This is a genomic window from Pusillimonas sp. SM2304 (assembly GCF_031628915.1).
Taxonomy (GTDB): Bacteria; Pseudomonadota; Gammaproteobacteria; order Burkholderiales; family Burkholderiaceae_B; genus Pusillimonas_C.
In genome coordinates, this window is record NZ_JAVLUJ010000001.1 from 1,029,938 (window position 1) to 1,056,389 (window position 26,452).

Here is a 26,452-nt window from a genome sequence, read left to right on the forward strand (position 1 = left end):
CCTTCACAGTTTTTATCTTGGTACCTAAAGGGTGACTTATGCTTGAATTTTTACAAACACTGAGCTGGGCAGCGGTCTTTCAGATCATCCTGATCGACATTCTGCTGGGCGGCGATAATGCCGTGGTCATTGCGCTGGCCTGCCGGAATCTGCCGCGCAAACAGCGCATGCAGGGGATTCTATGGGGTACGGCGGGCGCGATCGGCCTGCGTGTGGCCCTGATTGCTTTTGCATTGACCTTGCTCAGTGTGCCGTTCCTGAAGATCGTGGGTGCGCTATTGCTGGTGTGGGTCGGCATCAAGCTGCTGATTCCAGAAGAGGATGCGCACGGCAAGATCAATGGCGGCACGTCCATTATGTCCGCCGTCAAGACGATCATCGTGGCCGATTTTGTGATGAGTCTGGACAATGTCATCGCCATCGCGGGCGCGGCGCAGGGGGCCAATCCCGAACATCAAATGGGCCTGGTCATCTTCGGCCTGGTCGTCAGCGTGCCCATCATCATCTGGGGCAGCACGCTGGTGCTGAAACTGATCGACCGCTTCCCCAGCGTCGTCACTTTCGGCGCAGGGTTGCTGGGCTGGATTGCAGGCGGGATGCTGATCACGGACATTGTCATTGTGGAGCAGTTCGGCGAGCCCTCAGGCATGTTGAAGCTGTCGGCTGAAGTGGCAGGCGCCTTGATCATTGTGCTGGCCGGCCGTTGGTTTGCGCAGCGCAAGCGCGCCGCCATGGCCAGCGCCTAAGCAGCCCACGGTCCGGCGATGGCGCCGTTACGCTGCGCGGCCTGCTTATTGCGGCTCGCGCAGCGTGTATAGAAATGCGGCGATATCGCGTGCATCTTGCTCGCTTACGCCCAGGTCGGGCATGGCCGACAGGGGGTCGACCCCAGTCGGCTTGCGCAGCCAGCGCAGCATATTGGCCGGGGTATTGGGTAATACCCCGGCAATATATTGCCGGTTGGCGATGCCCGCCAAGGGCGGCCCGACATGCTTATCCGCGCCAACGACGCCGGGGATAGCGTGGCATGTGGCGCACAGGTATTGCTGCAGCGCCTTTTTTCCGGCGCCCGCATCGCCAAGCCGGGCTTCTTGCGCCGCCGATGTGATGGGCGCCTGCGGCGTTGCCGATGGCGTCTCGGCGTGCTCCCGGCTCCAGCGCGCGTAGTCGGCCGGCGATAAGGTCGGCAAGACTTTCATGAAGGCCACCACGTCCCATATTTCCTCGTCGCTCATCCGGTACTGCCATGCAGGCATGCCGCTCATCTTGATGCCACGCCGGATGATCCAGTGGGTTTCGGCTGCCGTCCACTCCTGGGCGGAAGCGACCAGCGATGCGGGCGCAGGCGTCAGGCCCAGCGCAAAAGGCTGGGGCGCGATCCCCGGCGCGCCGTGGCATTGGACGCAATGCGAACGAAAGAGCTTGAAGCCGGCGACGACGCGCCCGGTATCTTCCAGGTTGGGCACCTCTGTGCCGGACGTGCGCAGCTTGACCGAGCGCCGCAAGGAGGTTTCGAGCAAGTGATACACGGGGGCGGTGTGCTGGTCAGTCGCGCTGACGTCGTACACACCCGAATACACAAACAGCCCCCCCAGCAGCGCGGCGCTTGCCGCTGATGCCGTCAGGGTAATGCCTGCAACGCGCTTCCATGTCTTCATCTTCGGCTGCCCCTGAGGTTAGTGGAGGGTAAGAAGGTAGGCGGCGATGTCCTTGGCATCGCCGGTGCTGAGTCCCATGTTGGGCATGGCGGTGCGCGGATCGATGGCCGGCGGGTCAAGCAGCCATTGCACCAGGTTGTCGGGCGTGTTCGGCAACACCCCGCCGATGTAGGCACGCAACGCCATGTCGGCCAGCGGCGGACCGACCTGTGGCGCAGGGCCCTTTACGCCCGGGATAGTGTGGCAGGCGACGCAGCCATAGCTTCCGATCAGTTGCCTGCCACGTTCTACGTCTGTTCCTGTCAACTGATCGGCTTGGCCCCGGGGTGAAAGCGGGGGAGGCGCCTTGCCACAGCCGGCGAGCGCGAAGAGCGCAATCACGGCCAGCAAGGGCCAGCGTCGGCCCGCAGCCGGGATAGGCACGCACGCTGCCATGCAGAGAAGAAAAGCCGGTCTTGGAAATCTCTTTTGCATCTGAATGTAATTGCACGGAGCCAAAAAGGGCGTCCTGGCCCGTTCACGCTTGCTGATCCTGTCGTTCCTTAGCAAATTCTTTGCCAAGGTCCGCAGGCCATGGACAAGTCCCGGCATTGCGGCGTGCGCCGACGGCAAAAATAAGCGAACGCGTGTGTAAATTATTCAAAATCGGGCGAAAACATACCCATGCGCTGCACGCTTTCGCGGGTGGCTGCCTGCGTATCCCCCATGCTGCGGCCAGGGTGGCATGCAACGTGCTAAACGCAATGGCTCACTGCCGCCATACGCCGATCCACCTGTGTTTTTCCGGCCAACCCCCAGCACCGGACCTTCTTATGTTTCGTTCGCGCCCTACTGTACTTCTCGTGATGTTGCCGCTTCCAGTGTGGGCGGGTGTGCAATCGGCCCTTCATCCCGGCAGCGAAGATGCCGGCCGGATTGTGGAAATCAGCTGGGTCCTGTTCATCGGCGCGGCCCTGATCTTTTTGCTGGTCCTTGCCATGCTGTTTCTGGCGCTGGCCGGCCCGCCCGCGCTGCGCAGGCTGTTGGGCCGGCGCTCGGTGATCATCGGCGCCGGCATTGCTTTTCCGGTGATCGTCCTGAGCGCACTGCTGGTCTATGCCTTGAATGCGGCTTCGTCCATGGTCCGGGCCGGTACGCAGCCGGTATTGCGTATCGAAGTGATCGGCGAAATGTGGTGGTGGCGGCTGCGGTATCTGGACCATGACGGCCGGACGATGTTTGAAACGGCAAACGACATCCGCATCCCGTCGGGCCTGCCTGTGGAGTTCGTGCTCAAATCGGACAATGTGATCCACAGTTTCTGGGTGCCCAACCTGGCCGGCAAGCTGGATATGGTGCCGGGGCATGTCAATCGTCTGCGGGTGCAAGCCAACGAGCCGGGCGTCTTTCGCGGCCAGTGCGCGGAATACTGCGGCGCGCAGCATGCCAAGATGATGTTCGACGTCCAGGCGATGGCGCCGGACGCCTTCCAGACATGGCTGGCATCGCAACGTCAGCCGGCGCGGGAGCCGGCCGATGCCAGGCTCAGGAGCGGGAAGCAGACCTTCATGCAGGCTTGCGCGCAGTGTCATGCCATCCGGGGCACCCAGGCGGCGGGCACGCTCGGCCCCGACCTGACGCATGTCGGCAGCCGCCTTTCGCTGGCGGCGGGCGTATTGCCCAATAATGCCGGGACGCTGGCCGGCTGGATCGGGGCAAGCCAGCGTATCAAGCCGGGCAATCACATGCCCTCGTTCGACCAATTGTCCGGCGAGGACTTGCGGGCTGTTGCGCACTACATGGAAAGTCTCCAGTGACGCCCGAGCATCCGACAGCGGACCGGGTATCCGCGCTGCCCAACTCCTTGCCCCGGCCTGACGGAGAGCTGGAGCAATTGCGGCGTGTCTGGCAGCCTCCGCGCGGGCTGCGTGCGCTCACGGTCGTCAATAACACCAATGTTGGACTGTTTTACATCGGCACGGCGCTGCTGTTCTTCCTGCTTGCCGGTGTGCTGGCGCTGCTGATGCGTACGCAGTTGGCCGTGCCCGACAATGATTTGATCGGACATGAGCTGTACAACCAGCTGTTCACCATGCATGGCACGGTGATGATGTTCCTGTTTGCGGTGCCGGCGGTGGAAGCCATGGCCATGCTGCTTCTGCCGAATATGCTGGGTGCGCGCGACCTGCCGTTTCCGCGTTTGTCCGCGTATGCCTATTGGGCGTATGCCGTCGGCGGCGTGATTTTTTTCTGCAGCATCTTTGTGGGACTGGCGCCCGAGGGCGGCTGGTTTATGTACCCGCCGCTGACCGGTTCCACCTATTCGCCCGCCCTTAACGCGGACCTGTGGCTGCTTGGTATCGGCTTCATCGAGATCTCGGCGATTGCCGGCGCCATTGAGCTGGCGATTGGCATCTTGCGGACACGCGCGCCGGGCATGACGCTGGACCGGATGCCCATTTTTGCGTGGGTGATGTTGGTGTTCTGCGGCATGGTGATCATCGCATTCCCGGCCGTGATCGTGGCCACGGCGCTATTGGAGCTGGAACGCGCCTTTGATTTGCCTTTCTTCATTGCCGAACGAGGCGGCGACCCCCTGCTGTGGCAGCATTTGTTCTGGTTCTTTGGCCACCCGGAGGTCTATATTATTTTCCTGCCGGGGGCGGGCATGGTGTCGATGATCATTCCGGCCATGACGGGTACGCCGCTGGTCGGCTATCGCCTGGTTGTGCTGGCGGTCGTTGCGACCGGCTTCCTGAGCTTCGGCTTATGGGTGCACCACATGTTCGCCACCGGTATTCCGCAGCTATCGCTGAGCTTTGCGTCGGCGGCCAGCATGGCGGTGTCCGTGCCGACCGGCATACAGGTATTTGCCTGGATCGCCACCATCGCCCTGGCGCGCCGCTTGCGTCCGCTGCAGGTTCCCATGCTGTTCATACTGGGGTTTTTCTTTATCTTTGTGCTGGGCGGGCTGACCGGGGTCATGGTGGCGGTCATACCCTTCGACTTGCAAGCGCATGACAGCTACTTCATTGTGGCGCATCTTCATTATGTGCTGATTGGCGGCATGGTCTTCCCGCTGTTTTCGGCCTTTTATTATTGGGCGCCTTTCATCAGCGCGCGCGCCCTGTCCGACCGGCTTGGGCGTTGGGCGTTCTGGCTGATGTTCATTGGCTTCAACGTCAGTTTCTTCCCCATGCACTTTACGGGCCTGGCGGGCATGCCCCGGCGTGTCTACACCTATGCCGACAGCGTTGGCTGGGGCGTGCTCAACATGGTGTCCACGGTGGGCGCCTATATGATTGCCGCCGGCGTGCTGGTGTTCTTGGCCGACCTGGCCCGCAACTTCCGCCCGAGCCAGGGGCGGAATGCCGGCAACCTGTGGCGGGCCGGCTCCCTGGAGTGGGCGCCCAGCAGCACGTTCGGGCTGCGCAGTATCCCGATCGTGACAAGCCGGGAGCCCCTTTGGGACCAGCCCGGCCTGGCCGAAGACGTGGCCGCGGGGCGCTACTACCTGCCCGATGCGCCAACCGGGCGGCGGTCGACGCTGGTGACGAACGCCCTGGATGCGCGGCCCGAATATCTGCTCGAGCTGCCGGGGCCGGGCTGGCCGCCTTTCTTTGCCGCGCTTGGCACGGCGGGCTTCTTCCTGCTGTTGACCTTCAAGATGACCGCATTGGCGGCGGCTTGCGGCCTGCTGGCCCTGGCGATGATATGGCGCTGGCTGTGGGATGCCGATGCGGGGCCGGATCACCCTCCGGTGGACATCGGAGGCGGCGTGCGCGTGCCGGTATCTTGCCGCGGCAGTGCCTCTCATTCCTGGTGGGCCATGATCATGCTTATCATGGTCTGCACCAGCATTTTCAGCTCGCTGATGTTCGCCTATCTGTTCTTGTGGACGACGTCGCCGGGAATGTGGCCCGATCCGGCCCGGCTTCCCGCGGCGGCTTTCCCCCTGGCGTCCGCCTGCCTGCTCCTGGGCAGCAGCGCGGTACTGGCGTGGCTCGGACGCAGGCTGGGGCAGTCAAGGCAGAAAGGATTGTGCCTGGGCATGCCGGTTGCCTTGCTGATGCTGCTGGCGGCGGTTGGCCTGGAGGGCCATGCCCAGTGGCAGGCGGGCTTGCGGCCGCAGGATAGCGGCTATGCCGCGGCGGTCTATGCCGTGGTCGGCCTGTTGGGCGTATTGACGACGGCGCTGTGTTACATGGGCGTATTCACGATGGCGCGTTCGCTGGCTGGCAGGCTGTCGCCGGCGCGGCGGGCCTGCTACGACAGTACGATGATTTTCTGGCACTACACGGTAGCGCAGGGTTTGCTCTCTTTGGGGTTGATCCACGGCTTTCCGCGCCTGATCGGATGAAGCGCATGCAAAGGAGCTTCTCTCGCGTCTTCTTGTTCATGCTTGCCGGCCCCCTCATTTGGGCGGCACACTTTCTGTTCATCTATTCGGTGCATGGCGTGGCTTGCGCGCGGCCCGCGCTGTATGGCGCCTGGCTGGGGGCGCCGGTGTCCGCGTGGATTATTGTGGCGGCGAGCGTGCTGGCGCTTGCCGCGATGGGCTTGATCTTCCTGCGCCTGCGCACACAGTTGCGGCGCAGTGAGGACCGGGGGTTTGTTTTATGGACGGCCGGTGCGCTCAGCTTGTTGTCTGCCTTGGCGATCGTCTGGGAGACCATACCGGTGTTGCTGGTGCCTGCCTGTTAGCGGGGCAAGGCGGTCACCCATGGGGGTCGGTGTCTTTGCGCCCCGCGCCAAGGCCAAGCCCCATGCCCATGCCGGCTCCGCCACCGCCGCCCATGCCGCCGCCGCGTCCGCCGCTTCTTGCGCCATCGCTCTTTGCGCGGCTGCCGCTGCCTTGCACACGGGTCGGCCCTTGAAGCGGGATCTCGGCATCGTCCGGCACCGGTCCCAGATCAAGCGCCTTGCGGATGAAATTGCGCAGGGAGATCACCAGTTCGGCGGTGTGGATGGGGCGGCCTGCAGCCATGTCGGCGGCCGCCTGGCCTGCCAGGCGGACATGCTCTTCGGTCCCCAGAAGGACAATGTCCGCCAAGGCGGCTTCGACGGCATCGCGGATGCGGCGTGAGCGGTCGGAGCCGCTGGCCGCATCCTGGCTGCCGGCTTCTTCGTCCTGTACCGGCGCTTGTGCGCCCAAGTCGCGCAGATGCGTGGGGTCTACCGTGAGCCGCCCGGTGAAAGAGCCCCCCAAGGTCTTGTAGGCGGCAATCAGTGTCCTGAGCCGCTCATTGATCTGCCGGTTCATGCGCTCGCGGCGTTGCTGCAGGGTTTGCATCATGAGCACCCGCACGCCCACGCCGATCAGGGTGAACAGGGCGAGCCCCAACAGGGTGGTCAGGATTCCTTGCCACGAACTGAAATCGAAATAGCGCACGTGAACCTCGGCAGTGTCTGCGTTGCCTGTTAGTGTACTTGGCCGGGCCTACAAGCGAATCAGGCGCTTGCCCAGGTTTTCGCCCCGGTAGAGCTCCTGAATCGCGCCCATGGCGGTATCCAGGCCGTCGGTGATGTGTTCGCTGTAGGCCAGCTGGTTTGTCCGGACCATGTCTTCCAGTTGGCGCACATAGGACGGATACGTGTCCATGTGGTCGAACAGAATGAAGCCCTGCATGCGGGCGCGCCGGGTCAGCAAGATGCGTTCGACGCGCAGGCCGGAGGGCGGGGGATCCCAGTTGGCGATCGATGCGGTGCCGCATACGATGACTCTTGCGCCTATGGCCAGGTGAGGCAGGACGGCGTCCGAGATCGGCCCGGCCGTATTGTCGAAGTACACGTCCACCCCGTTGGGGCAGGCCTCTTTCAGGGCCCGGCCGATGTCCTGGGTCTTGTAGTTGATGGCGTGGTCGTAGCCGAATCGTGTTTGGCAGGCCTGGACTTTTTCAGGCGTGCTGGTCAAGCCGACGCTGCGGCAGCCCAGGGCTTTCGCCAACTGGCCCACGCAGGATCCGACCCCGCCCGCGGCGGTGGACACGACGACGGTTTCGCCCTGTTGGGGCTGTCCCAGTTTGTCCAGGGCCGTCGCGGCGGTGACGCCGTTCAGCCCCAGCACGCCCAAGTACAGCGATGGCGGCAGGTCGGTGGCGGTGATCTTCTGTACGACGGCGGCGGGCTGCACCGCGGCATATTTCTGCCAGCCGAACCAGCCCATCAGGCACTCGCCTTCGTTGAAGCCCTTTGCCCTGGACTGCACCACAACGCCGACGCAGAGCGAACGCATGACGTCGCCGACCGCTACGCTGGCATAGTTGTTGGCATCGGCCAGCCAGCCCCGCATCGCCGGTTCAACCGACAGCCACTGGTTCTGCACCAGAATCTGGCCTTGTTCGAGCGGCGGCACCGCCGCGGTGTCCATGCGGAAATGCCCGGGTGCCGGAATACCGGTGGGCCGCGTTGCGACGCGGATGCATTCGTTGACAAGCGGGCTCACATTGTTCTCCTGATCAATAGCGGGCAAAGAGGTCTTAAAATCCAGTGTACCCAACTGATGATGGCCCGCGCACTGACCATGCAACCCGAAGACCTGGAACTGCTTGTATCCCGTACGATGCCCTACGGCAAATACAAAGGGCGCTTGCTGGCCGATTTACCCGGCCATTACCTGAACTGGTTTGCCCGGAACGGCTTTCCCAAGGGTGAAATCGGGCGCCTGCTGGCCTTGATGCATGAAGTGGATCACAACGGCCTGACCCCTTTGCTGGCGCCGCTGCGCAAGGCCGGCGCGGACCGTGCGCCATGATGCGGCGCCTGATTGCGCAATATGTGTTTCCCCCTATTGAGCTGCCCGCCTATAACAGGTAGGCTTATGCAGTCGAAATACAGGTTATGCAGAAGAGTCCGGCACATTGTGCCGGCGCCGACGGAGCAACCGCCCCGGAAACTCTCAGGCAACAGGACTGCATACACCAAGACGATCTGGAGAGCGGCGCTTTCGCGCCCACCGAAGGGGAGCCATCCGCAAGCCGGCATGGTGAAACTCTCAGGTACCAAGAACAGATGGGGCGTCGCCGTCAAACGGCGGCGACCACCTTTTTTGGAGCTCTCATGCACCACATCGCCATTATTGGCGCCGGCATTACCGGCGTCACGTCTGCCTATGCCCTGGCCCGGCAGGGGTATAAAGTCACCGTCATCGATCGCCAGCGCTATAGCGCCATGGAAACCTCTTACGCCAACGGCGGGCAGCTGTCGGCCAGCAATGCCGAGGTCTGGAATAACACCTCCACCATCATGAAAGGCATGCGCTGGATGCTGCAGCGCGATGCGCCCCTGCTGGTGAATCCGGCCCCAAGCTGGCACAAGTATGCATGGATGGCCGAGTTTGTACGCTATATCGCCCATTACCGCGCCAATACCATCAAGACCACCCGCCTGGCCATTGAAGCCAGACAGCATCTTTACCAGATGGCGGAAGACGAGAACATTGATTTCGATCTGGAGCGGCGCGGCATCCTGCATATCTATCACGATAAAGCTAGCTTCGAATCCGGCCGGCGCGTGAACACGCTGCTGCGCGAGGGCGGCCTGGACCGGTATGAAGTCACCGCCCAGGAGGCCCGCCAGATAGAACCCGCCCTGACCCGGGACTGCTACGGCGGGTTCTATACGCCATCCGATGCGACCGGCGATATCCACAAGTTCACGCGCGGACTGGCGCTGGCATGCGAACGCAAAGGCGTCACGTTCCTGATGGATACCGAGCTGCGGAATATTCTTTCAACCGGCCAGGGCCATCAAGTCGTATTCAGCCAGGCGGGGGCGCAGGCCGGGCAGCTGGATGTGGACGCGGTGGTCGTGTGCGCCGGCACAGCCAGCCGCCAAGTCGCGGCCATGCTGGGCGACCGCCTTAACGTGTATCCGGTCAAAGGCTATTCCATTACCGTCAATCTCGATGATGAGGCCAGCCAGGAGGCAACCCCCTGGACCAGCCTGCTGGACGAAGAAGCCAAGATCGTGACCAGCCGCCTGGGGCGCGGCCGTTTTCGCGTGGCCGGCACGGCGGAGTTCAATGGTTTCAACAAAGACATTCGCGCAGACCGCATTCAGCCCCTGACCGACTGGGTGCGGCGCCATTTTCCCGGCATCGACACTTCGCGTGTTATTCCGTGGGCCGGCCTGCGGCCCATGATGCCCGATATGATGCCCCGGGTAAAAGCCGGACGGCGTGCCGGTGTCTTCTACAACACCGGCCATGGCCATCTGGGGTGGACGCTGTCGGCGGTGACGGCGCACATGCTGGTCGACACGATACAGCAGGCGGCGGGGCCGTCCGCCGAACCGGTGCCGGCCTGAGTGGCGTCACGCAGGTGTTGTCGTGCCGACGCCGCCCAAGGCGGTGTTCAGCCTGAGCTCGGCACGGCGCGCATATAACGATAGGCCGAGCCGGCGGCTTTCGACCATTGCCTGTTGCCAGCACGCCTTGGCTTGGCCTGGCTGACCCTCGCCGGCCAGGCCATCGCCGTTAAGGCACAAGTATGCACCGCGGAAACACTGCGTGCCATAACGCTCGATCAGCACGCCGGCTCGCTCTACTGCCTCAAGCGCCTGGACAGGCTGGCCCAGGTAGGTGAGTGAATCGGCGAGCAATAATTCCAGCAGTGATTGCCATACCGGCATGGCATGGCTGGAAACCGTGATGGCATGCTCGATTTGTCCTAGTCCCCGGTTGTCGCCCCGATGCGCCAGCGCCCATCCCGACATACCTTGAGCCAGACCTTTCCAAAATGCCAAATCAACGCTCTCGGTCATGGCCTTGAGCTCAGAGGCTGCCTTGAATGTGCCTTCCACATCGCCGCGCAGGCGGTATAGCTCAGACAGGACTGCCTGACAAAGTGTGCGGCCCGAGATTGCGCTGGATTCGGGCCCGTCGGACAAGGCCATCTTGACGACCTTCATTCCCTCTTCTTCCCGTCCCTGCAAGGCCAGCACCCAACCCAGCAAGCCACGCGCGCTTTGAGCCCTTTCCGCGCCCCACGTGTAGGCGCGCTTATTGCCTCCGGCAAGGCCGCCCAATGAATGCAGGCACGCCCGTAGCCAGCGTTCCGCGCTGACCACATCGCCCATGAACAGCCGTGATTGCCCCAGCGCATATTGGGCCGAAGCCATCTGCATGTTTGCGCCACGTTCTTCAGCAAGCAGCAGCAGCTGCTCGGCCCGGTGCAGGGCCTGTGCGTGGGGCAGGGTGTTGAAGGCTACCACCCATTCGCCCCACTGGGTTTGATAATGGATATCGGGGTCGTCGTCCTGCTGGTGCAATGCGGCCAGGCGATCGTAGACGTCTGATGTCTCTTGCGCCCCGCCGCCCTTGAGCAAGGTCAGCGCAGATCCAAGCAGTAACTGGCATTCAAGTTCGAGCTTGCGCCGCACGTGAGGGTCATCGATGCGGGCCAGGGCCGACAGCGCGCGCCTGGCCATGATCTCCGCCTCGTTGGCGGTTGATTGCGCCAGGGCATCGCGGCCGGCGACGCACCACCAGCGGCAGGCATCTGGATGCTCGGCGGCGTCCAGGTGACGGGCCACATAAGCGGCATCGCTGCGCGCCTTGCGCGGCTCTTGGTTAATGAGAAACTGTGCGATCTGTTGGTGCAGGCGGCGGCGTTGCGCGGCATCCAGTGTTTGGTAGATCGCATCGCGCGTGACAGCATGGCAGAAGCGCGCGGGCATGCCTTCGTCGACCAAGCCGTGCTGGCTTAACTGGCGCAGCAGCACGAGCACTTGCCTGGGTTTCATTTCCTGTTCCAGCCCGAACTGCGCAACCAGGCTGTCGTCGATCCGGCCAGCCACCGAGGCAAATTGTGCCAGTTGCCGCGCTTCGGGGACGAGTGCTGAAATGCGTGCAGCGATCAGGTCGAGCATGACGGGTGTGGTGCTGATGGTGTCGCCCAGGGCAACCTGACGCACGATTTCGTCTGCAAATAAGGGTATGCCGTCAGCTTTTTCGACAATGCGATCGCGCTGTGAGGAGGACAGGTGCTGGCCGCGCGAGCGATGTACGACCAGTTCGGCCATGGCACGCTTGTCGAGGGGTTTGAGCAGAAGCTCGTTCGTGAGCCACGGGCAAGTAAACGCGTTGCGGGTCGTGCACAGCACCATCGTGGGTGCGGTCTGGCAACGCTGCATGAGCCCGCTCAGCAATGCCAGGCTGGATGGATCTGCCCAATGCAGATCCTCCCAGATGATCAGCAGCGGTGCCTGGCCGTTCGCGCGGCTTAGCAATAGCTGCGACATGGCATCAAGTACCGCCGGGCGCGTCTGCGGGCCGTTGGGTAATGCAGTGGCTGCGTTCGATCGCGCCTTCTCAGGGTATAGGGTGCGGTGCAGCAAAACCGTTACGTCGCGGGCCAGAGGCGAGCGGCCTTCTGTCCACGATTGACCGGCGCCCGTGGAAAGATAATTGCGTACAGGATGAAATGGCTTGTGCTCATAGCCTTCTTCACAATATAGCGTGTGCACTTCTCCGCCCGTGCGGCGCACATACTCGGCCATGACGCCGGCCAGCAAAGACTTGCCGATGCCCAGGCCGCCACGAACCAGTACCCCCACCGGCTCCTGACCCATCGGCAGGTGAGCCCATAGGCGCACCAGCGTATCGAACTCACGTACCCGGCCGAACATGCGTCCCACCGGGCGCGCTTCGCGCTGGAAGTCGAGTACGTATCGATTATGCCCATGGCGCATCTCTGCATGCACCGTGAACTGATCGATGATGCGGTCGCGTACACCCGCCGAGACCAGGATTTCATCGGATTCGGCCAGATAGGAAAGCCGCATGGCACGCTGATAGAGCAGGCGGGCAGGGTGGGGTGAATCACTGACCGAAATCTTGCTCACGTTTGCGTGCATGCCCATGCCGATGCTTACGCCTTCGGGCAGGGTGGACTCGCGCAGCGCGCAGGCCAGCCGCGCGCAAAGGTGGGCCGGCCGTTCCGCCAGGCCGGGGTAGCCACTGACGATCAGAAGGCTCCCTTCCACCCCGCGTTGCACATGGGCGCCGGTCTGTTCGGCTTGGATGCGGATAGCGTCTGCCGCTGTGCGAAGGCGCCGTAGCTGTTCTTCTGCGTCGGCATCCGTGTCGTCCAGAACCAGCGTGACCGCCAGAACGGCCAGCGGGCGCAACTGACGCGTAACGGCGAGCGTTTGCGCGGGCTCCGGGGGCGCGGGGGCGCGTGATGCGGACAGGGCGAATTGGCCAAGCAGATCGAGCGTCTGATCCGACGGTTCGACATTACGGTACTGGCGCAGCATGCTCTTGCAATGGTCCAGCGCCAGCATGGCGGCTTCTTGATTGCCTGCGTCGCGCAGCAAGCGTATCAGATGGCGATGTGCGCCTTCGTCCCCTGGATGTTGATGTACCCAATGCTTGGCCACTTCACTGGCTTTGGCGCGCTGGCCTGTGGCGACGAGCATCTTGACGAGCTTTTCACGGCATTCCGTGGCCTCGCGCTCGATGCGCGCCTGCCAGCCGCTGCGCCAGCTCGAGAATGCAGGGATTTCGGGCAAGTCCATGTACTCGAGCAAACCGCCCCGATAGTAGGCCAGGCGCTCTTCATGGTCCAAGACGCCGTAGGCGCCCGTAAGCGCCAATACATCGACCATGATGACGTCGGGGTTGAGGGCCAGCGTGCTGTTGGACGAAATCCAGGCGCTGGGCACAGACTCGAACAATCGCCTGAGCACAAACAGTGCGTGACGCAGGTTGGCCCGGCTGTCCTGCTGATTGGCGGGCCACAGCATGTTGGCCAGTTCGAGCCGCGTATAGGGCTTGCCTGCCGAGAGCGCCAAAATCGCCAGCAACAGCCTGGGTTTGGTGTAGTTGATGGCACGTGCACCGCTGATATCGTCTACTGCGACATCGAATTCGCCGAGCAACCTCAATTGTATGGGTCGAGTCAGACTAGGGTGCATGACAGGCAGCCTATTTGAAGGCAATGGTTGGCGGTCCGGCAATGCGCGAACAGCACATTGGGGGCGTCAGCCGCTAACGAATGCCTTCTTTCAAAGAGAAACGATTAAGAGGAAATGTATCTGCGACAACGGAATATAAGCCGTTAAACGTTAAAGGATCGTTAATTGTTTATAAAACGTCAAGAATTAAAAAAATTTCTCTTAAACATTCCGTTAACGACTTTTTGTTTAGCATTGCAACAAATTTCCACCGAGTAGCAAGTACGCCTGATCCCCAGTCGGTAAATCCTGAGGTTGCCAAGGCGGTTCTATTCGAATCTGGACAAAGGGTGCAATCCGTGTACGACACACTTGCCGAGCGCAATCTGGGATCATCGCCAATCAGCGCGACCCCCCCATTGGGGGGCGATCCGCGCGCCGGCGAGACATTCGCCGCGCTTCAGACACAGATCGACCGCCTGAATGACATCCATGCCAGCACATCCATAGAGTGGCCTGTGGTGGCGCAGCTGGCAAGCAAGATACTGCGTGAGGAGGGCAAGGACCTGGCTTGCGGTACCTGGCTTGCGCTGGGGTGGTTCCACCAGCACGGCCTGCCTGGCCTGGCCGACGGGATTCATGTGTTGCGCGGTCTGGTGGAAAACTTTTGGGACACCATGTCTCCGCCAACCACCCGGCTCCGCGGCCGGCGCAATCAGATGCAATGGCTGCTGGACCAGTTAAGCGAAGCGTTCGGTGAACAGGCTTCAGGGCAAATGCCCGCGCTGGACGAGGCATTGCATGCGCAGATGCTGGAAGACTGGAATGTACTTGATGAGCTATGGCAAGGACATGATGATCAGGCACCTGCCTTTTATGGCCTGGCGGCGGTGCTGCGGCGCTTGCCCGTACAGGTACCAGAACAGTCGGAAGAGGTGCAGGGCGCCGCGATGCAGGGTGACCAAGCAGCAGGCTCGGCACCCCCTACAAGCGCCGCCGCCAATACGAATGCTGCAGTGGCATCGCCTGCCAGCAAGCAGGCCCCCGCAGCGATGGCGCCGATCGCTGTACCCGCTTCCGCTGCGCAGGCCAGTGAGGCTGTGGAACACGCCTTGGCCGCCTTGCACCCCTTGGTCGACTGGTTCGTACAGGAGCTGCCGACCGCGCCGATTCTGTTTCGGCTGAACCGTATCTGTGCCTGGACCACGCTGGATCAGTTGCCGCAGTCGCAAGGCCGCACGACACGCTTGCCTGCTCCGGCTGGGCAAATCATCGACAGCTTTGTGCAGATCGTCCAGACCGGCGAGCCCGAAGCCGTCGTACGGTTCGCGGAATCGCGCCTGGCAAGCTTTCCGTGCTGGCTCGATTTGAACCGCGCCAGTCACCATGCCTTGATTCAGTTGGGGGCCAATGAGGGGGCTGCCGCGGTGGCGTTCGAAACCAGCCGCTTGAATGCCAGGTTGCCTGAACTGGCGCAACTGGCATTCAACGACGAGCGGCCCTTTGCCGACAGCGTCACGCAGATATGGCTGCAGAGCCTGGATGCCACGTCCGTCGCAACGGCAGAGGCGGGCGCCGACGACATTGCCGTGTTGATGCGCGAGGCGGAAAGCAAAGCTGCGGAAGGCAAACTGAACGAAGCGCTGGAGCATCTGCAAGGCGCGGCGCACCAGGTGGATGGACGGCGGGATGGGTTTCGGCTGCGGCTTGCACAGTGCGGCCTGATACATCGGTTTGATGCAAAGACCGATATGCGGGCATTGATGCTTCCCTTGCTGGAGGCCATCGATGCGCATCGACTGGAAGACTGGGAGCCCGAGCTTGCGCGGCAAGCCCTGGCGCTGGCGGCAGGCATTGAATTGCGATACGGCGTCAATGACGCCAGCCCGGCTGCCGCCATTCTGGGGCGCTTGTCGCGTGTCGACGTGCGTGCCGCCTGGCAGCTTTCACAATCAACAACTGGTTGAGTACATCAGCCTCAAGGAGAACAAAGATGGCCAAGGATGGATCGGTAGCACCTAAAGAGCGCGTGAACATCGTCTACAAGCCCTCGACGGGCGATGCCCAGGAAGACGTCGAACTGCCGCTCAAGCAGCTCGTGATCGGCGACTTCACGCTCAAAGAGGTCGATACCCCGCTTGATGAGCGCAAGCCTATTCAGGTCGACAAGGACAACTTCAACGATGTGCTCAAGGGGCAGGGGCTGGAGCTGAATATGTCGGTGCCGAACAAGCTTTCCGAAGGCGACCCGGACGAGCAGGTGCCTGTGTCGTTGAAGTTCGAGAATATTCGCGATTTCGAGCCCGATGCCATTGTCGAACAGGTGCCGGAGCTGCGTCAGTTGATCGCATTGCGCGAAGCGCTTAAGTCGCTCAAGGGACCATTGGGAAATCTGCCCGATTTTCGCAAGCAGCTTCAGACCCTCATTCAGGATGAAGGCGCCCGGGAGCGCTTGTTGAGCGAACTGGGCGTGCAGGACAAGGGGCCGGATGGCCAGGACAAGGAGTAATCAATGAACGACAACACCCAGGCACAGCCCGATGCGGCCAAGCCCGAAGCCCAGGCCGAGGGCTCGCTGATCGACCAACTGATCGAATCGACACGGGTCAAGCCCGGTGATGATGCGTACTCAATCACCCGCCAGGGCCTGGAAGCCTTCGTGGCTGAATTGCTGGAACCGTCCCGGGCACGTGAAAAGGTCAGCCAGGGCTTGATTGATGAGATGATTTCCAACCTGGACAGCAAGCTTTGCCAGCAGGTTGACGCCATCATGCACCAAGAGCAATTCCAGAAAATGGAATCGGCCTGGCGCTCGCTGAAGTTTTTGGTGGACCGCACCGACTTCCGCGAGAACAACCGTATCGAGATTCTGAACGTGTCCAAGCAAGCGTTGCTGGATGACTTCGAGGATGCGCCCGATGTGACTCGCTCAGGCCTGTACAAGGCCGTCTACACGGCGGAGTTCGGCCAGTTCGGCGGCCAGCCCTTCGGCACCATCATCGGTAACTACGACTTTGGCCCCGGCGGCCAGGACATCAAGCTGCTGCAGTCGATCGCCAGCGTGTCCGCCATGGCGCATGCGCCATTCATTGCGGCTGCGGGACCCCAGTTCTTCGGTATGGAGTCGTATTCGGAACTGGCCAATTTGAAGGATTTGTCGGCGGTTTTCGAAGGTCCCCAGTACGCCAAGTGGAACGCCTTCCGTGAATCCGAGGACGCCCGCTTTGTGGGGTTGACCATGCCGAACTTCCTGCTGCGCGTGCCCTATGGCGACGAAACTGTCCCCAGCAAGAAGTTCCGCTACAACGAAGAAGTATCGGGCGGCAACAAAAGCTTCCTATGGGGCAATGCGGCCTTTGCCTTTGCGAGCCGGCTGTCTGAAAGCTTTGGTCAATATCGCTGGTGCGCAAACATCATTGGCCCGCAGGGCGGCGGTACGGTAGGAGACTTGCCGGTCTACAACTACGAGGCCATGGGCGAGTCGCAGATGAAGATTCCCACCGAGGTGTTGATCTCGGAGCGGCGCGAGTTCGAACTGGCCGAGCAGGGGTTTATTGGCCTGACCATGCGCAAGAACACGGACAACGCGGCGTTCTTTTCAGCCAATTCGGTGCAGAAGCCGAAGTTTTTCGGCAATAACCCCGAAGGCAAACAGGCCGAGTTGAACTACAAGCTGGGCACCCAGTTGCCATACATCTTCGTAGTGAGCCGCCTGGCGCATTACATCAAGGTCATTCAGCGCGAGAACATCGGTACCTGGAAAGAGCGTAATGATCTGGAAGCCGAACTGAACAACTGGATCCGCCAGTATGTGGCGGATATGGATAACCCTGCGGCAGGTGTACGCAGCCGCAGGCCGCTGCGCCAGGCAGAAATTACTGTTTCGGACGTTGAAGGCGACCCCGGATGGTATCGCGTAGGTTTGAAGGTGCGCCCGCATTTCAAGTACATGGGGGCTTCCTTCACGCTTTCGCTAGTGGGCAAGCTCGATAAGAGCTGAACCACAATTGAACGCCCGGTGGGAGCGTGCGTGCCGCCACCGGGACTTTTACAGCAACTTCACTACATCTATTACTGCAAGGAAATTTTATCATGCCAATGCCATGCTACCTCACTCTGGAAGGCGAGAACCAGGGCAAAATCGAAGGGTCGTGCGAAGTCATCGGACATCAGGGAAAGATTCTGATTCAAGCTGTCGAACATGTGATTGAACTGCCCAAGAATCCGCAAACCGGCCTGCCGTCGGGAAAACGCCAGCACCTTGGGATCACGCTGACCAAGGAAATCGACAAGTCGTCCCCCAAGCTGTACCAGGCGCTGTGCTCGGGCGAGCAGCTCAAGACCGTCGATCTGGAGTTCTACCGTATCAGCCCCAAGGGTACTGAAGAAAAATACTACACCGTCCATCTGGAAAAGGCGGTCGTGGTGAGCACGCGATTGTGGGTGCCCAACTGCCTGGATCCGGTCAGCCGGCAGCTTGGGCATATGGAAGACGTCGGCATGACCTACGAGAAAATCGTGTGGACATGGGAGCCTGACGGCATCGAGGCGGAAGACTCATGGCTGGCGCCCAAGAGCTAATGCAGAGGTTGGGACGTGGTGCGCCACGTTCCCGCTGCCATGAACGAACGCCGTCTGCTCGAGCGCATTGCCAGCGTGGGGGCGGATGAGGAACTGGGCCACACGACCCGGGCAGAGATTCTCATCAACTCCATACTGGACCATCTGCATCGCATCCTGAACACGCGCCAGGGCAGCGTACCCATTGACGCCGCCTTCGGCGTACCCGATTTCACCAATCTTGCCGGCTCTTTCAGTGCCGGTACGACGGACCAGATCATTGAGGACATGAGCCGCATGATCCAGCGCTACGAACCGCGTCTGCACCAGTCGCGGATTACGTTCTCTACCAGCCAGGAAGACGTCCTGTCACTGGCGTTCAGCATTTCCGGCACGGTCAACGTGGGCGACCGGGATATTCCGGTGCGGCTGTCCTCGCATGTGTCTTCCAACGGCCAAGTGTCGCTCAGGAGGCAATAGTCATGTTGAACCGCTACTACGAACAGGAGCTGACTTACCTGCGCAAGCTGGGCGTCGAGTTTGCGCAGAACAATCCCGCGCTGGCGCCCATGCTCGGCGCGGACCGGGCCAGCGATCCCGACGTAGAGCGGTTGCTTGAGGGTGTGGCTTTCATGACCGGCCTGATTCGTCAGCGGCTGGATGACGATTTCCCTGAGTTCATACAGAACCTGGCCCAGCTGTTGTTTCCGCACTTCCTGCAACCTCTGCCTTGCATGACCATCATGCAGTACGAGCCGCGCATGCTGCTTGAGCAGGCGATGACGATTCCGGCCGGCACGGAGTTCGGTTCGGTCCCTATCGATGGCCAGCGCGTGGTGTTTCGCGCGTCGTTTCCTGTAACGCTGGAGCCGGTTGAGCTGGTGTCAGCGCAATGGGAAGGGGGCGACACGTCGGCGCGGGCGTTACGCTTACGCATGCGCTATACCGGTGCCGCGCCCGGCAGTTGGAACAGTGACAGCCTGCGTTTTTTCCTGGGCGACGCCCACGCCGACGCCTCGCGGTTGTTTCTGCTGTTGATGCGCTATGTGAGTGAGGTGCACATCAGCGCCGAGAAGGGCGCGGTTACCGTCCTGCCGTCTTCGTGCATCACGCCGGCGGGACTGCGTCCAGGTCTGGATCTGCTGCCCTGGCCCGCCACGGCGCACCCGGCGTGGCGCATCTTGCATGAGTACTTCGCACTACCCGAGAAGCTGTTGTTCGTGGATGTGAGCGGCTTCTCGCAGTGGCCCGAGCGACACGCCGCCACGCATTTTTCTATCCTGCTCAAGTTCGAGCAGGTTCCCGATTGGGCGCCGCGCATGAGTCCATCGAGCTTTGTCATGAACGCCACGCCCGCAGCCAATCTGCTGCGTGTCGATGCGCACCCCATCCGTGTCGACCACCGTTTGCCGGACTACAAAGTGCAGCCTGTATCGCGAGGGAGCCGGCATACCGAACAGATCTTTTCCATTGACAAGGTCAACGCGCGTACCGCCACGGGCGAGGAGTTGGCTTACCACCCATTCTCGGCGTTCGAGGGCGAGGCGGCGTCATACAACGTGCGCATCCGCCCCTCGGCTTTGGGCCGGGACTATGAGCATCACCTGAGTTTGCCTTATGCTCCTGACGACGATCCTCAGCCGCTGACGCTTTCGGTTGCCCTGACTTGCACGCACGGAGCGCTGCCCGAAAGCTTGCGTTTGGGCGATATCAATACGCCCACCGACAATTCGCCGGCGCGCGTGGGCTTTCGCAACATCAATAGCGTCACGCCTTACAGCCCGCCCAACTTCGACAGCAAGCTCCTTTGGCGCGTGTTGTCGCATTTGAATGCCAATCACCTTTCGATGGCCAGCGAGAATCAGCTTCGCGACCTGCTGTCGTTGTATGTGCCGCCGCAGCAAGCTAGTGGACAACGTCATGCGGCGGCAAGCCGGGCGGTGGGCGCCATCGAGGACATCCGCGTGGAACCGGCCCGGCGCATCGTGCGCGGCGTCCCGGTCCAGGGCAGTGAGGTGCATATCCGGTGTCAGGGGGACCATTTTCCAGGCAAAGGAAGCTTGTTTCTTTTTGGCACGGTACTGGATGAACTGCTGGCAGGAACCGTCGCGCTGAACACATTCAGTGCGCTCACAATCGAAGACACCGTTAACGGAGACATACTGACATGGCCCGCGAAGATCGGCCGCTTTCGCCTTCTGTAGCGGATATCGATTCGCTGCTGGACAACGGCTCGCGCTACGCCTTCTTTCAGGCGCTGCGCCTGCTGCGGCTGCGCTTGGGCGTTCGGGACTTTGCGCAGGCAGTGCGTGTGCGGCCTGCGCTCAAGCTATCGTTCCCCGAGAACGACATCGACGCCATTGCCGCCGACGGCGATAAGGTCCATATCACGGCCAATTTCTTTGGACTGTACGGGGTAACGTCGCCCCTGCCCACGTTCTATACGGAAGACTTGATTGATGAGCAACTGGCGGGCGGGTCGAGCTCACGTGATTTTCTGGATATTTTGCACGCCAAGCTGTATCCCATGCTCTTCAAGGCCTGGGAGAAGAACCGTATATGGCTTGCCGTTGCCGAACGGCGCGATCCGGATCGGCTGAACCAACTGATGGCAATGGTCGGATTGCAGCAGAAGGGCAAGCAAGTGCCCGGCATTGGCTTGCAGGCCTTGCTGCCGCATGCGGGTAATTTCAATCAGTCGCCACGTTCGGCATTGGGATTGGAAGCACTGGTGAGCGGTTTGCTGGACAGCATGCCGGTTGATGTCGAGCCTTGCGTGTCGCGCGAGGCGCCGATTCCTGTGACGGCACGAACTGTGTTGGGTCAACAGGCTTGCGCCTTGGGCGAGAACGCCCTGCTGGGTCGGCACGTGACGGAGCGATCAAGCCTGGTGATTATTCACATCGGACCGATTCCGGCAAAGCAATTGTCCGATCTGCTGCCGGGAGGCCGCCAGCATGAACGGCTGACCCAGGCGATCGGACACTACGTCGACACACCTGTCGAGTGTGTGTTGGGCTTGCGCGTGGCGACGCAACATCGTCAGCGCGTGGCTTTGGGCCATCGATGGCATCGCCTGGGGCTGAATACCTGGCTGCCCGAGGCGGTGCCGGGCGACGCCGCTTCGCCGGGCCGCAGTTGCGACGAAATCTTTCTTCCTGTCGATACCGACACGCACCGCTTGAACACGAGGGCCTCATTATGATGTTGGTAGAACTCAAACCGCTGTTTGCTCGTCTGAACCCCTATTGCTCCGCTGCGCTGGAAGGCGCTGCCGGTTTGACGCTGGCCCGCAATCACTATGAGATTGGGATCGAGCACATGTTGCGCCGCTTGCTCGATGATGCCGGCAGTGACACGCTGCGGATCCTGACGCACTTCGATATCGACCCTTTGCGTCTTGCAGCACAGCTGGACGATAGCCTGGCGCAACTCAAGAACGGCAATCCGGGTCGGCCCGTATTTGCGGCACTGCTGACGGAGTGGGTGCAGGAGTCCTGGCTGATGGCGTCCATTACGCTGGGCCAACGGCGCATCAGCAGCGGTGCGATGGTGTTGGCGCTGGCGGCCCGCTTGGGTTATTACGGCGCCGGAACCCAATGGGTCGACACCTTGCGCGCGATTTCCCGGGACACGTTGACGTCGCGCTTTGACGAGATAACGGCCGGTTCGTCCGAAACCGACTTGCAGGCCGGCGCCGGGGGCGAAGCGGCTGCGGCCGGCGCGCGTCCGCCCGCCCGCGGCGAGGAAGCCATCAATCAGTTCTGCGAGGACTTCACCGCCAAGGCCGCTGCCGGCAAGGTCGACCCGGTGTTTGGACGAGACAGCGAGATCCGCCAGATGATCGACATTCTTGCCCGCCGGCGCAAGAACAACCCAATCTGCGTAGGCGAACCCGGTGTGGGCAAGACCGCAGTCGTCGAAGGCCTTGCCTTGCGCATCGTCAACGATGACGTGCCCGATTTCCTGCACGGCACGCGTTTGCTGGGCCTGGACCTGGGCCTGCTGGAAGCCGGCGCCAGTGTGAAGGGTGAATTCGAGAAGCGATTGCGCGGCGTCATCGACGAGATCAAGGCGTCCACGCAACCGGTCATCCTGTTCATCGATGAGGCGCACATGCTGATCGGGGCGGGCGGCCAAGCCGGGGGCGGGGATGCCGCCAACCTGCTCAAGCCGGCCTTGGCCCGCGGCGAACTGCGGACCATTGCCGCCACCACCTGGTCCGAATACAAGAAGTATTTTGAAAAGGACCCGGCTCTGGCGCGCCGGTTCCAGGTGGTCAAGCTGGAGGAACCCGATACGGGCACGGCGGTACAGATTCTGCGCGGCCTGAAAGACCGCTACGAGGCGGCCCATGGCGTGATTGTGCGTGATGATGCCATCGTGGCGGCCGCGCAGTTGGCCAGTCGCTACATCACGGGACGCTTGCTGCCCGACAAGGCGGTCGACCTGCTGGACACCGCCGCTGCACGCGTGCGTATAGGCATGGGCATCAAGCCGGCCGAACTCGAACGTCTTGAGCACGCGCTGGCAGGGCTGGAGCGCGAGCGTGCCGCGTTGCAGCGCGATCAGGACTACAGCCCTGGCGCGCACCAAACGCGCCTGGCGGCCATTACCGAAGAGTCCACCGGGATCCAGGCGCAATGCGATGCCCTGCATGCCCGTTGGCAGCAACAGAAAGCAGCAGCAGAAGAAGTCGTGTCCTTGAGAAAGCAACTTGACGAAAAGGAAACGCCGGACGCCGAGGCGCTTGCCGTTCAGCTGCGTGCCGTGCACGATAAGCTGGCACAGCTGCAGGGCGATGATCCCCTGATCTTCATCGAGACCGATCCCGATGCCGTTGCTCGCGTGGTGTCGGACTGGACCGGGGTGCCCCTGGGCAAAATGCAGCGCGATGCCGTGGGGGGAATCTTGGCGCTGGCGACCAGCATGAAAGAGCGCATACGTGGCCAGGACCACGCGGTGGACAAGATCACCGCCGCGGTAAAGGCTGCGCAGTCCGGCTTGCGCGACCCGCAGCAGCCCATGGGTGTGTTCCTGCTGGTGGGCCCATCGGGCGTGGGCAAGACCGAAACCGCGCTGACAGTGGCCGACCAGCTCTTTGGCGGTGAGCAGTCGCTGGTGTCGGTGAACATGAGCGAATTCCAGGAAAAGCATACGGTCAGCCGTCTGGTCGGTTCGCCCCCCGGCTATGTTGGCTATGGCGAAGGCGGTATCTTGACCGAAGCGGTGCGCAAGCGGCCTTACTCTGTGGTGTTGCTGGACGAGGTCGAGAAAGCGCATCCGGATGTGCTTAATCTGTTCTACCAGGTGTTCGACAAAGGGACGTTGGCTGACGGTGAGGGCCGGGTGATTGATTTCAGCAATACCGTCGTCTTCCTGACCAGCAACCTGGCCACCGACGAGATCACCGCCATGACGCGCGAAGGCCGGCCCGACCCGGATGCACTGAGCGAGGCCATACACCCCCTGTTGGCGAAGTACTTCAAGCCGGCGCTGCTGGCCCGCATGACCGTCGTGCCTTACTACACCTTGCCGCCAGAGTATCTGACCGGCATCGTGGACCTGAAGTTGGGACGCCTGACGCAGCGCTTGAGTTCGGCGAATCGCATTGCACTCGATTTTGCGCCGGACGTCTCGCAGACCATTGCTGCCCGGTGCACCGAAGTGGACAGCGGCGCGCGCAATATCGATTTTATTCTGGGCAAGAGCCTGACCCCGCTGTTGTCCGACGCGGTGCTGTCGGCCATGGCGGAAGGCCGCAAGCTTAAAGGCTTGCATGTCAGCCCCGGCGAGGCGGGCGGATGGGTCATAGACCCCTTGTTTGATGCAACGGACACGGTGGCGGCAAATGATGTGGATGACACGGCTCAGGAAACAGCATCATGACGGAAAGCACTTACGACTACACCTTTATCTGCCGTGCTCTGCAGGATTTGCTCCCGGGTCAGGATATTCTGGTGACGCGGTGGCGCGGGACCGAAGCCGTGTCGCAACCGTATCGCTTCGAAGTGACGGTGGCGGTGCGCGGTGCCGATCTGGCGCTGGAAACGCTGCTGGATAAGCCTGCGACGCTGGGCCTGCGCAAGCCCGATGGATCGGCCGCAAGATGGCATGGCATCGTCACGCAGGGCGCGCAATACGGGCATGATGAAATCTATGACTACTACCAACTGGTGCTCGAGCCCAGGCTGGTCCGCTTGGCGCTGCGTACATGGTCCGACATTTATCTGAACGAGCAGCTGGATGACCTGATCATGCAACTGCTTTGGCAGGCGCAATTGAACGAGAAGTATCACAGCGATGATGCACCGTACGACTATCGTATTGCCGTGCCGGACCAGGCGCTGGCTTCCATGCGCCGCGAATTCGTGTGCCAGTTCGAAGAAAGTTGCCTGGATTTCCTGAAGCGCAAGCTGGAGTTCTATGGTGTGTACTTCTGGTTTGAGCAGGGTGAAGATCGGGAATCGATCGTGTTCGGCAACGATGTCTCGCAGCAGCCTGCGCAGATGGACAACGCCATCTACTATCCCAAGGGGGCGCTCGACCCGGATACTCGCCAGATTGTCCTGACGCGGATGGACCGCCATGTTGCCCTGCGGCCTGCCACGGTCACGCTGCATGCCCTGCATGAACAGGATAATGTCCGGCTCGAAATGAAGGCAGGCGCGGATATACGGGCCGCCTTCCCCGGGCAGGGTGAGCGCCAGAGTATCGCAGACCACTTCTCGGTGCTGGACGGTACCGACGCGCAGGACAGTGTGCCGGGCGCGACCCTTGCGCAGTGGCGTGCTCAGGAGCTTGCTTGTCGCAGCCTGGGCGTGCAGGGCGAAGCGCGCACACCCGGGATGTCGGCAGGCCGATTTGTCGCGGTGTCGGAATATCAGCGTCAATCGGACGCCGCCCAGTATTACGTGTTGCGCGTCGAGCATGAAGGGGCGCAGACGCCGGATGCATCATCGGCCAGCGACGAGCCGTCCTACTGCGCCCGGTTTACAGCCTTGCCGCGCTGGCAGGATCAGGCCGCCCAGAGCGAGCCGATTCAGTTCCGTCCACCGCGCAACACGCCTGTGCCGCACATCACCCGGCTGATGAGTGGTTTTGTGGACATGGATCAGGAGACCGGTCCCAAGCGTTATGCCCAGCCAGATGACAAGGGGCGCTACAAAGTGCAATTGACCTTCGTGCGCGAAAACTACGGCAGTTATCGCAATTCCGCCTGGTTGCGCATGAGCAGTCCCTACGCAGGCGGGGCCTCGCAGCAAGGCCTGGCTGATGCGGGGATGCATTTCCCGCTGCGCGAAGGCACAGAGGTATTGATCTCTTTCCTGAATGGCGATCCGGATCAGCCCGTGATTGTGGGCGCACTGCCCAACGCCGAAGCGCCCAGTGTGGTGACGCAGGACAACGCGCGCCAGCACGTAATACGGACGCCCGCGGGCAGTTGCTTATCCATGCAGGATGGCGAACCACCCGAGACCGATCCGGCCAGCGAAGACCATCTGGAAGAGGAGGCGGACACGTACATCCGTCTGTCCACAAGCAACCCGAAAGCCATGCTGAATCTGGGAGCGGTGCCTGAGGACGAAGAGGAGGAGGTCAGCCCCGGCTTCTTGTTGAGCGCAGAGAATCACGCTGAAATCTACGGCGGCAGAAGTATCCTGATAGAAGTGCCCGACCACTATCGGGTGTGTGCCGGGTCAGACACTGCGATGGACAAATTTCTGGGTAGCGAGCGGACGTGGCCTTGGGCTCCCTGGCTGTCGATGGAGCACAGCGGGGGGGTGGTGTTCGAAAACTTTACCGGCGCAAAGTTCGAGCTTGCTGAGTCGATCGTGGCGAACTTGACGTTTGGCCTGAAAACAGAAAACTTCATTGGCGGCACGTTTGAAAGCCAGTTTGGCTTTGGCGCCGCGATTTCCTGGGTGGGCGGCAGTGAAATGAATCTGAAAGAGAAGAAGATGGTGATCAACAGCACCAATGCAGTGGGGCGAAGTTACAAGGTCAAACGCCTGACGTGGTCGGAAGACACCCTGGAACGCGAGTTCAAGACACTGACTTACAAGGGCGACGCTTATAAGAGCTACACGATGAAAAGCCCTTTGATCAAGCTCATGACACAGACGGGAGAGGGTTTCTCCTCCAACATCGTCGAGACGACTGTGATGGGCACGCAGACCAATATTGTTGGCGAGTTGACGGGCATAAGCGGCAGTTTGCTCACGGAGGTCAGCACGGGCGATAGCAAGCTCAAGCTGGATTTGGCGTCGGCGAAGTTGTCCGCACCTGCACAGATTGAACTGAAGTCGGCGGGCATGGCGACCGTCAACGGCAGTCTCATCAAGTTTGGGTAGCAC

20 protein-coding genes and 1 riboswitch are annotated in these 26,452 nt (G+C 61.6%); of the genes, 15 read left to right on the forward strand and 5 right to left on the reverse strand.

What is annotated here, in order from left to right; translation table 11 throughout:
* Positions 1-38 precede the first annotated feature (38 nt).
* Positions 39-746, forward strand: coding sequence for a TerC family protein (locus tag RE432_RS04750; protein ID WP_310932070.1), 708 nt, complete (start codon positions 39-41; stop codon positions 744-746).
* A gap of 45 nt (positions 747-791) precedes the next feature.
* On the opposite strand, the gene RE432_RS04755 is transcribed toward RE432_RS04750, so the two are convergent.
* Both RE432_RS04755 and RE432_RS04760 read right to left on the reverse strand, forming a co-directional pair.
* Positions 792-1,658 carry a c-type cytochrome gene (locus RE432_RS04755; RefSeq protein ID WP_310932071.1) on the reverse strand — a complete coding sequence of 289 codons (867 nt, stop codon included), beginning with the start codon at positions 1,656-1,658 and terminating at the stop codon, positions 792-794.
* A gap of 18 nt (positions 1,659-1,676) precedes the next feature.
* Entirely contained in the window at positions 1,677-2,081 is a 405-nt protein-coding gene (locus RE432_RS04760) for a c-type cytochrome (RefSeq protein WP_310932072.1), read from the reverse strand.
* A 422-nt stretch (positions 2,082-2,503) separates the two neighbouring features.
* On the opposite strand from RE432_RS04760, the gene RE432_RS04765 reads away from it, so the two are divergent.
* Genes RE432_RS04765 through RE432_RS04775 form a run of 3 tightly spaced genes read left to right on the forward strand, consistent with a single transcriptional unit; the run spans position 2,504 to position 6,341 of the window.
* Positions 2,504-3,454 carry a c-type cytochrome gene (locus RE432_RS04765; RefSeq protein WP_310932073.1) on the forward strand — a complete coding sequence of 317 codons (951 nt, stop codon included), beginning with the start codon at positions 2,504-2,506 and terminating at the stop codon, positions 3,452-3,454.
* Positions 3,451-5,997 (forward strand): cbb3-type cytochrome c oxidase subunit I, encoded by a 2,547-nt coding sequence (locus tag RE432_RS04770; protein ID WP_310932074.1) that lies wholly within the window; start codon positions 3,451-3,453, stop codon positions 5,995-5,997. The genes RE432_RS04765 and RE432_RS04770 overlap by 4 nt, the downstream gene beginning before the upstream one ends.
* 5 nt (positions 5,998-6,002) lie before the next feature.
* Complete coding sequence (locus tag RE432_RS04775; protein ID WP_310932075.1) at positions 6,003-6,341, forward strand: hypothetical protein; 339 nt, start codon at positions 6,003-6,005, stop codon at positions 6,339-6,341.
* A 13-nt stretch (positions 6,342-6,354) separates the two neighbouring features.
* Here the strand turns inward: RE432_RS04775 and RE432_RS04780 are convergent, their stop codons facing one another.
* Both RE432_RS04780 and RE432_RS04785 read right to left on the reverse strand, forming a co-directional pair.
* Complete coding sequence (locus RE432_RS04780; RefSeq protein WP_310932076.1) at positions 6,355-7,029, reverse strand: hypothetical protein; 675 nt, start codon at positions 7,027-7,029, stop codon at positions 6,355-6,357.
* Positions 7,030-7,077: 48 nt separating this feature from the next.
* Positions 7,078-8,082, reverse strand: a complete 1,005-nt coding sequence (locus RE432_RS04785; protein WP_310932077.1) for an NADP-dependent oxidoreductase — start codon at positions 8,080-8,082, stop codon at positions 7,078-7,080.
* Between the two features lie 78 nt (positions 8,083-8,160).
* On the opposite strand from RE432_RS04785, the gene RE432_RS04790 reads away from it, so the two are divergent.
* Together RE432_RS04790 and RE432_RS04795 are read left to right on the forward strand one after the other, a co-directional pair.
* The gene (locus RE432_RS04790) at positions 8,161-8,391 is read left to right on the forward strand and encodes a DUF3820 family protein (protein ID WP_310933029.1); all 231 of its coding nucleotides are present in this window, start codon (positions 8,161-8,163) and stop codon (positions 8,389-8,391) included.
* Positions 8,392-8,470: 79 nt separating this feature from the next.
* Positions 8,471-8,561, forward strand: a riboswitch (glycine riboswitch).
* A gap of 135 nt (positions 8,562-8,696) precedes the next feature.
* Positions 8,697-9,944: a D-amino acid dehydrogenase gene (locus tag RE432_RS04795; protein WP_310932078.1), complete on the forward strand. Its 1,248-nt coding sequence runs from the start codon at positions 8,697-8,699 to the stop codon at positions 9,942-9,944.
* Positions 9,945-9,950: 6 nt separating this feature from the next.
* On the opposite strand, the gene RE432_RS04800 is transcribed toward RE432_RS04795, so the two are convergent.
* Positions 9,951-13,556, reverse strand: coding sequence for an AAA family ATPase (locus tag RE432_RS04800; RefSeq protein WP_310932079.1), 3,606 nt, complete (start codon positions 13,554-13,556; stop codon positions 9,951-9,953).
* A 338-nt stretch (positions 13,557-13,894) separates the two neighbouring features.
* Between RE432_RS04800 and tssA the strand changes: the two genes are divergently transcribed.
* The 9 genes from tssA to RE432_RS04845 all read left to right on the forward strand — a co-directional run bounded on the left by tssA (position 13,895) and on the right by RE432_RS04845 (position 26,449).
* Positions 13,895-15,502, forward strand: a complete 1,608-nt coding sequence (tssA, locus tag RE432_RS04805) for a type VI secretion system protein TssA (RefSeq protein ID WP_310932080.1) — start codon at positions 13,895-13,897, stop codon at positions 15,500-15,502.
* Between the two features lie 26 nt (positions 15,503-15,528).
* Positions 15,529-16,044, forward strand: a complete 516-nt coding sequence (gene tssB / locus RE432_RS04810) for a type VI secretion system contractile sheath small subunit (RefSeq protein ID WP_310932081.1) — start codon at positions 15,529-15,531, stop codon at positions 16,042-16,044.
* A gap of 3 nt (positions 16,045-16,047) precedes the next feature.
* Positions 16,048-17,535, forward strand: coding sequence for a type VI secretion system contractile sheath large subunit (tssC, locus tag RE432_RS04815; protein ID WP_310932082.1), 1,488 nt, complete (start codon positions 16,048-16,050; stop codon positions 17,533-17,535).
* A gap of 92 nt (positions 17,536-17,627) precedes the next feature.
* Complete coding sequence (locus RE432_RS04820; protein ID WP_310932083.1) at positions 17,628-18,116, forward strand: Hcp family type VI secretion system effector; 489 nt, start codon at positions 17,628-17,630, stop codon at positions 18,114-18,116.
* Positions 18,117-18,155: 39 nt separating this feature from the next.
* The gene (gene tssE / locus RE432_RS04825) at positions 18,156-18,575 is read left to right on the forward strand and encodes a type VI secretion system baseplate subunit TssE (protein WP_310932084.1); all 420 of its coding nucleotides are present in this window, start codon (positions 18,156-18,158) and stop codon (positions 18,573-18,575) included.
* A gap of 2 nt (positions 18,576-18,577) precedes the next feature.
* A complete protein-coding gene (gene tssF / locus RE432_RS04830) occupies positions 18,578-20,299 on the forward strand; it encodes a type VI secretion system baseplate subunit TssF (protein WP_310932085.1) in 1,722 nt (573 codons plus the stop codon).
* Entirely contained in the window at positions 20,263-21,300 is a 1,038-nt protein-coding gene (gene tssG, locus RE432_RS04835; protein ID WP_310932086.1) for a type VI secretion system baseplate subunit TssG, read from the forward strand. Before tssF ends, tssG begins: the two co-directional genes overlap by 37 nt.
* Positions 21,297-23,984 (forward strand): type VI secretion system ATPase TssH, encoded by a 2,688-nt coding sequence (gene tssH, locus RE432_RS04840; RefSeq protein ID WP_310932087.1) that lies wholly within the window; start codon positions 21,297-21,299, stop codon positions 23,982-23,984. The genes tssG and tssH overlap by 4 nt, the downstream gene beginning before the upstream one ends.
* Positions 23,981-26,449 (forward strand): type VI secretion system Vgr family protein, encoded by a 2,469-nt coding sequence (locus RE432_RS04845; protein ID WP_310932088.1) that lies wholly within the window; start codon positions 23,981-23,983, stop codon positions 26,447-26,449. The genes tssH and RE432_RS04845 overlap by 4 nt, the downstream gene beginning before the upstream one ends.
* The last annotated feature ends 3 nt before the right edge of the window (positions 26,450-26,452 follow it).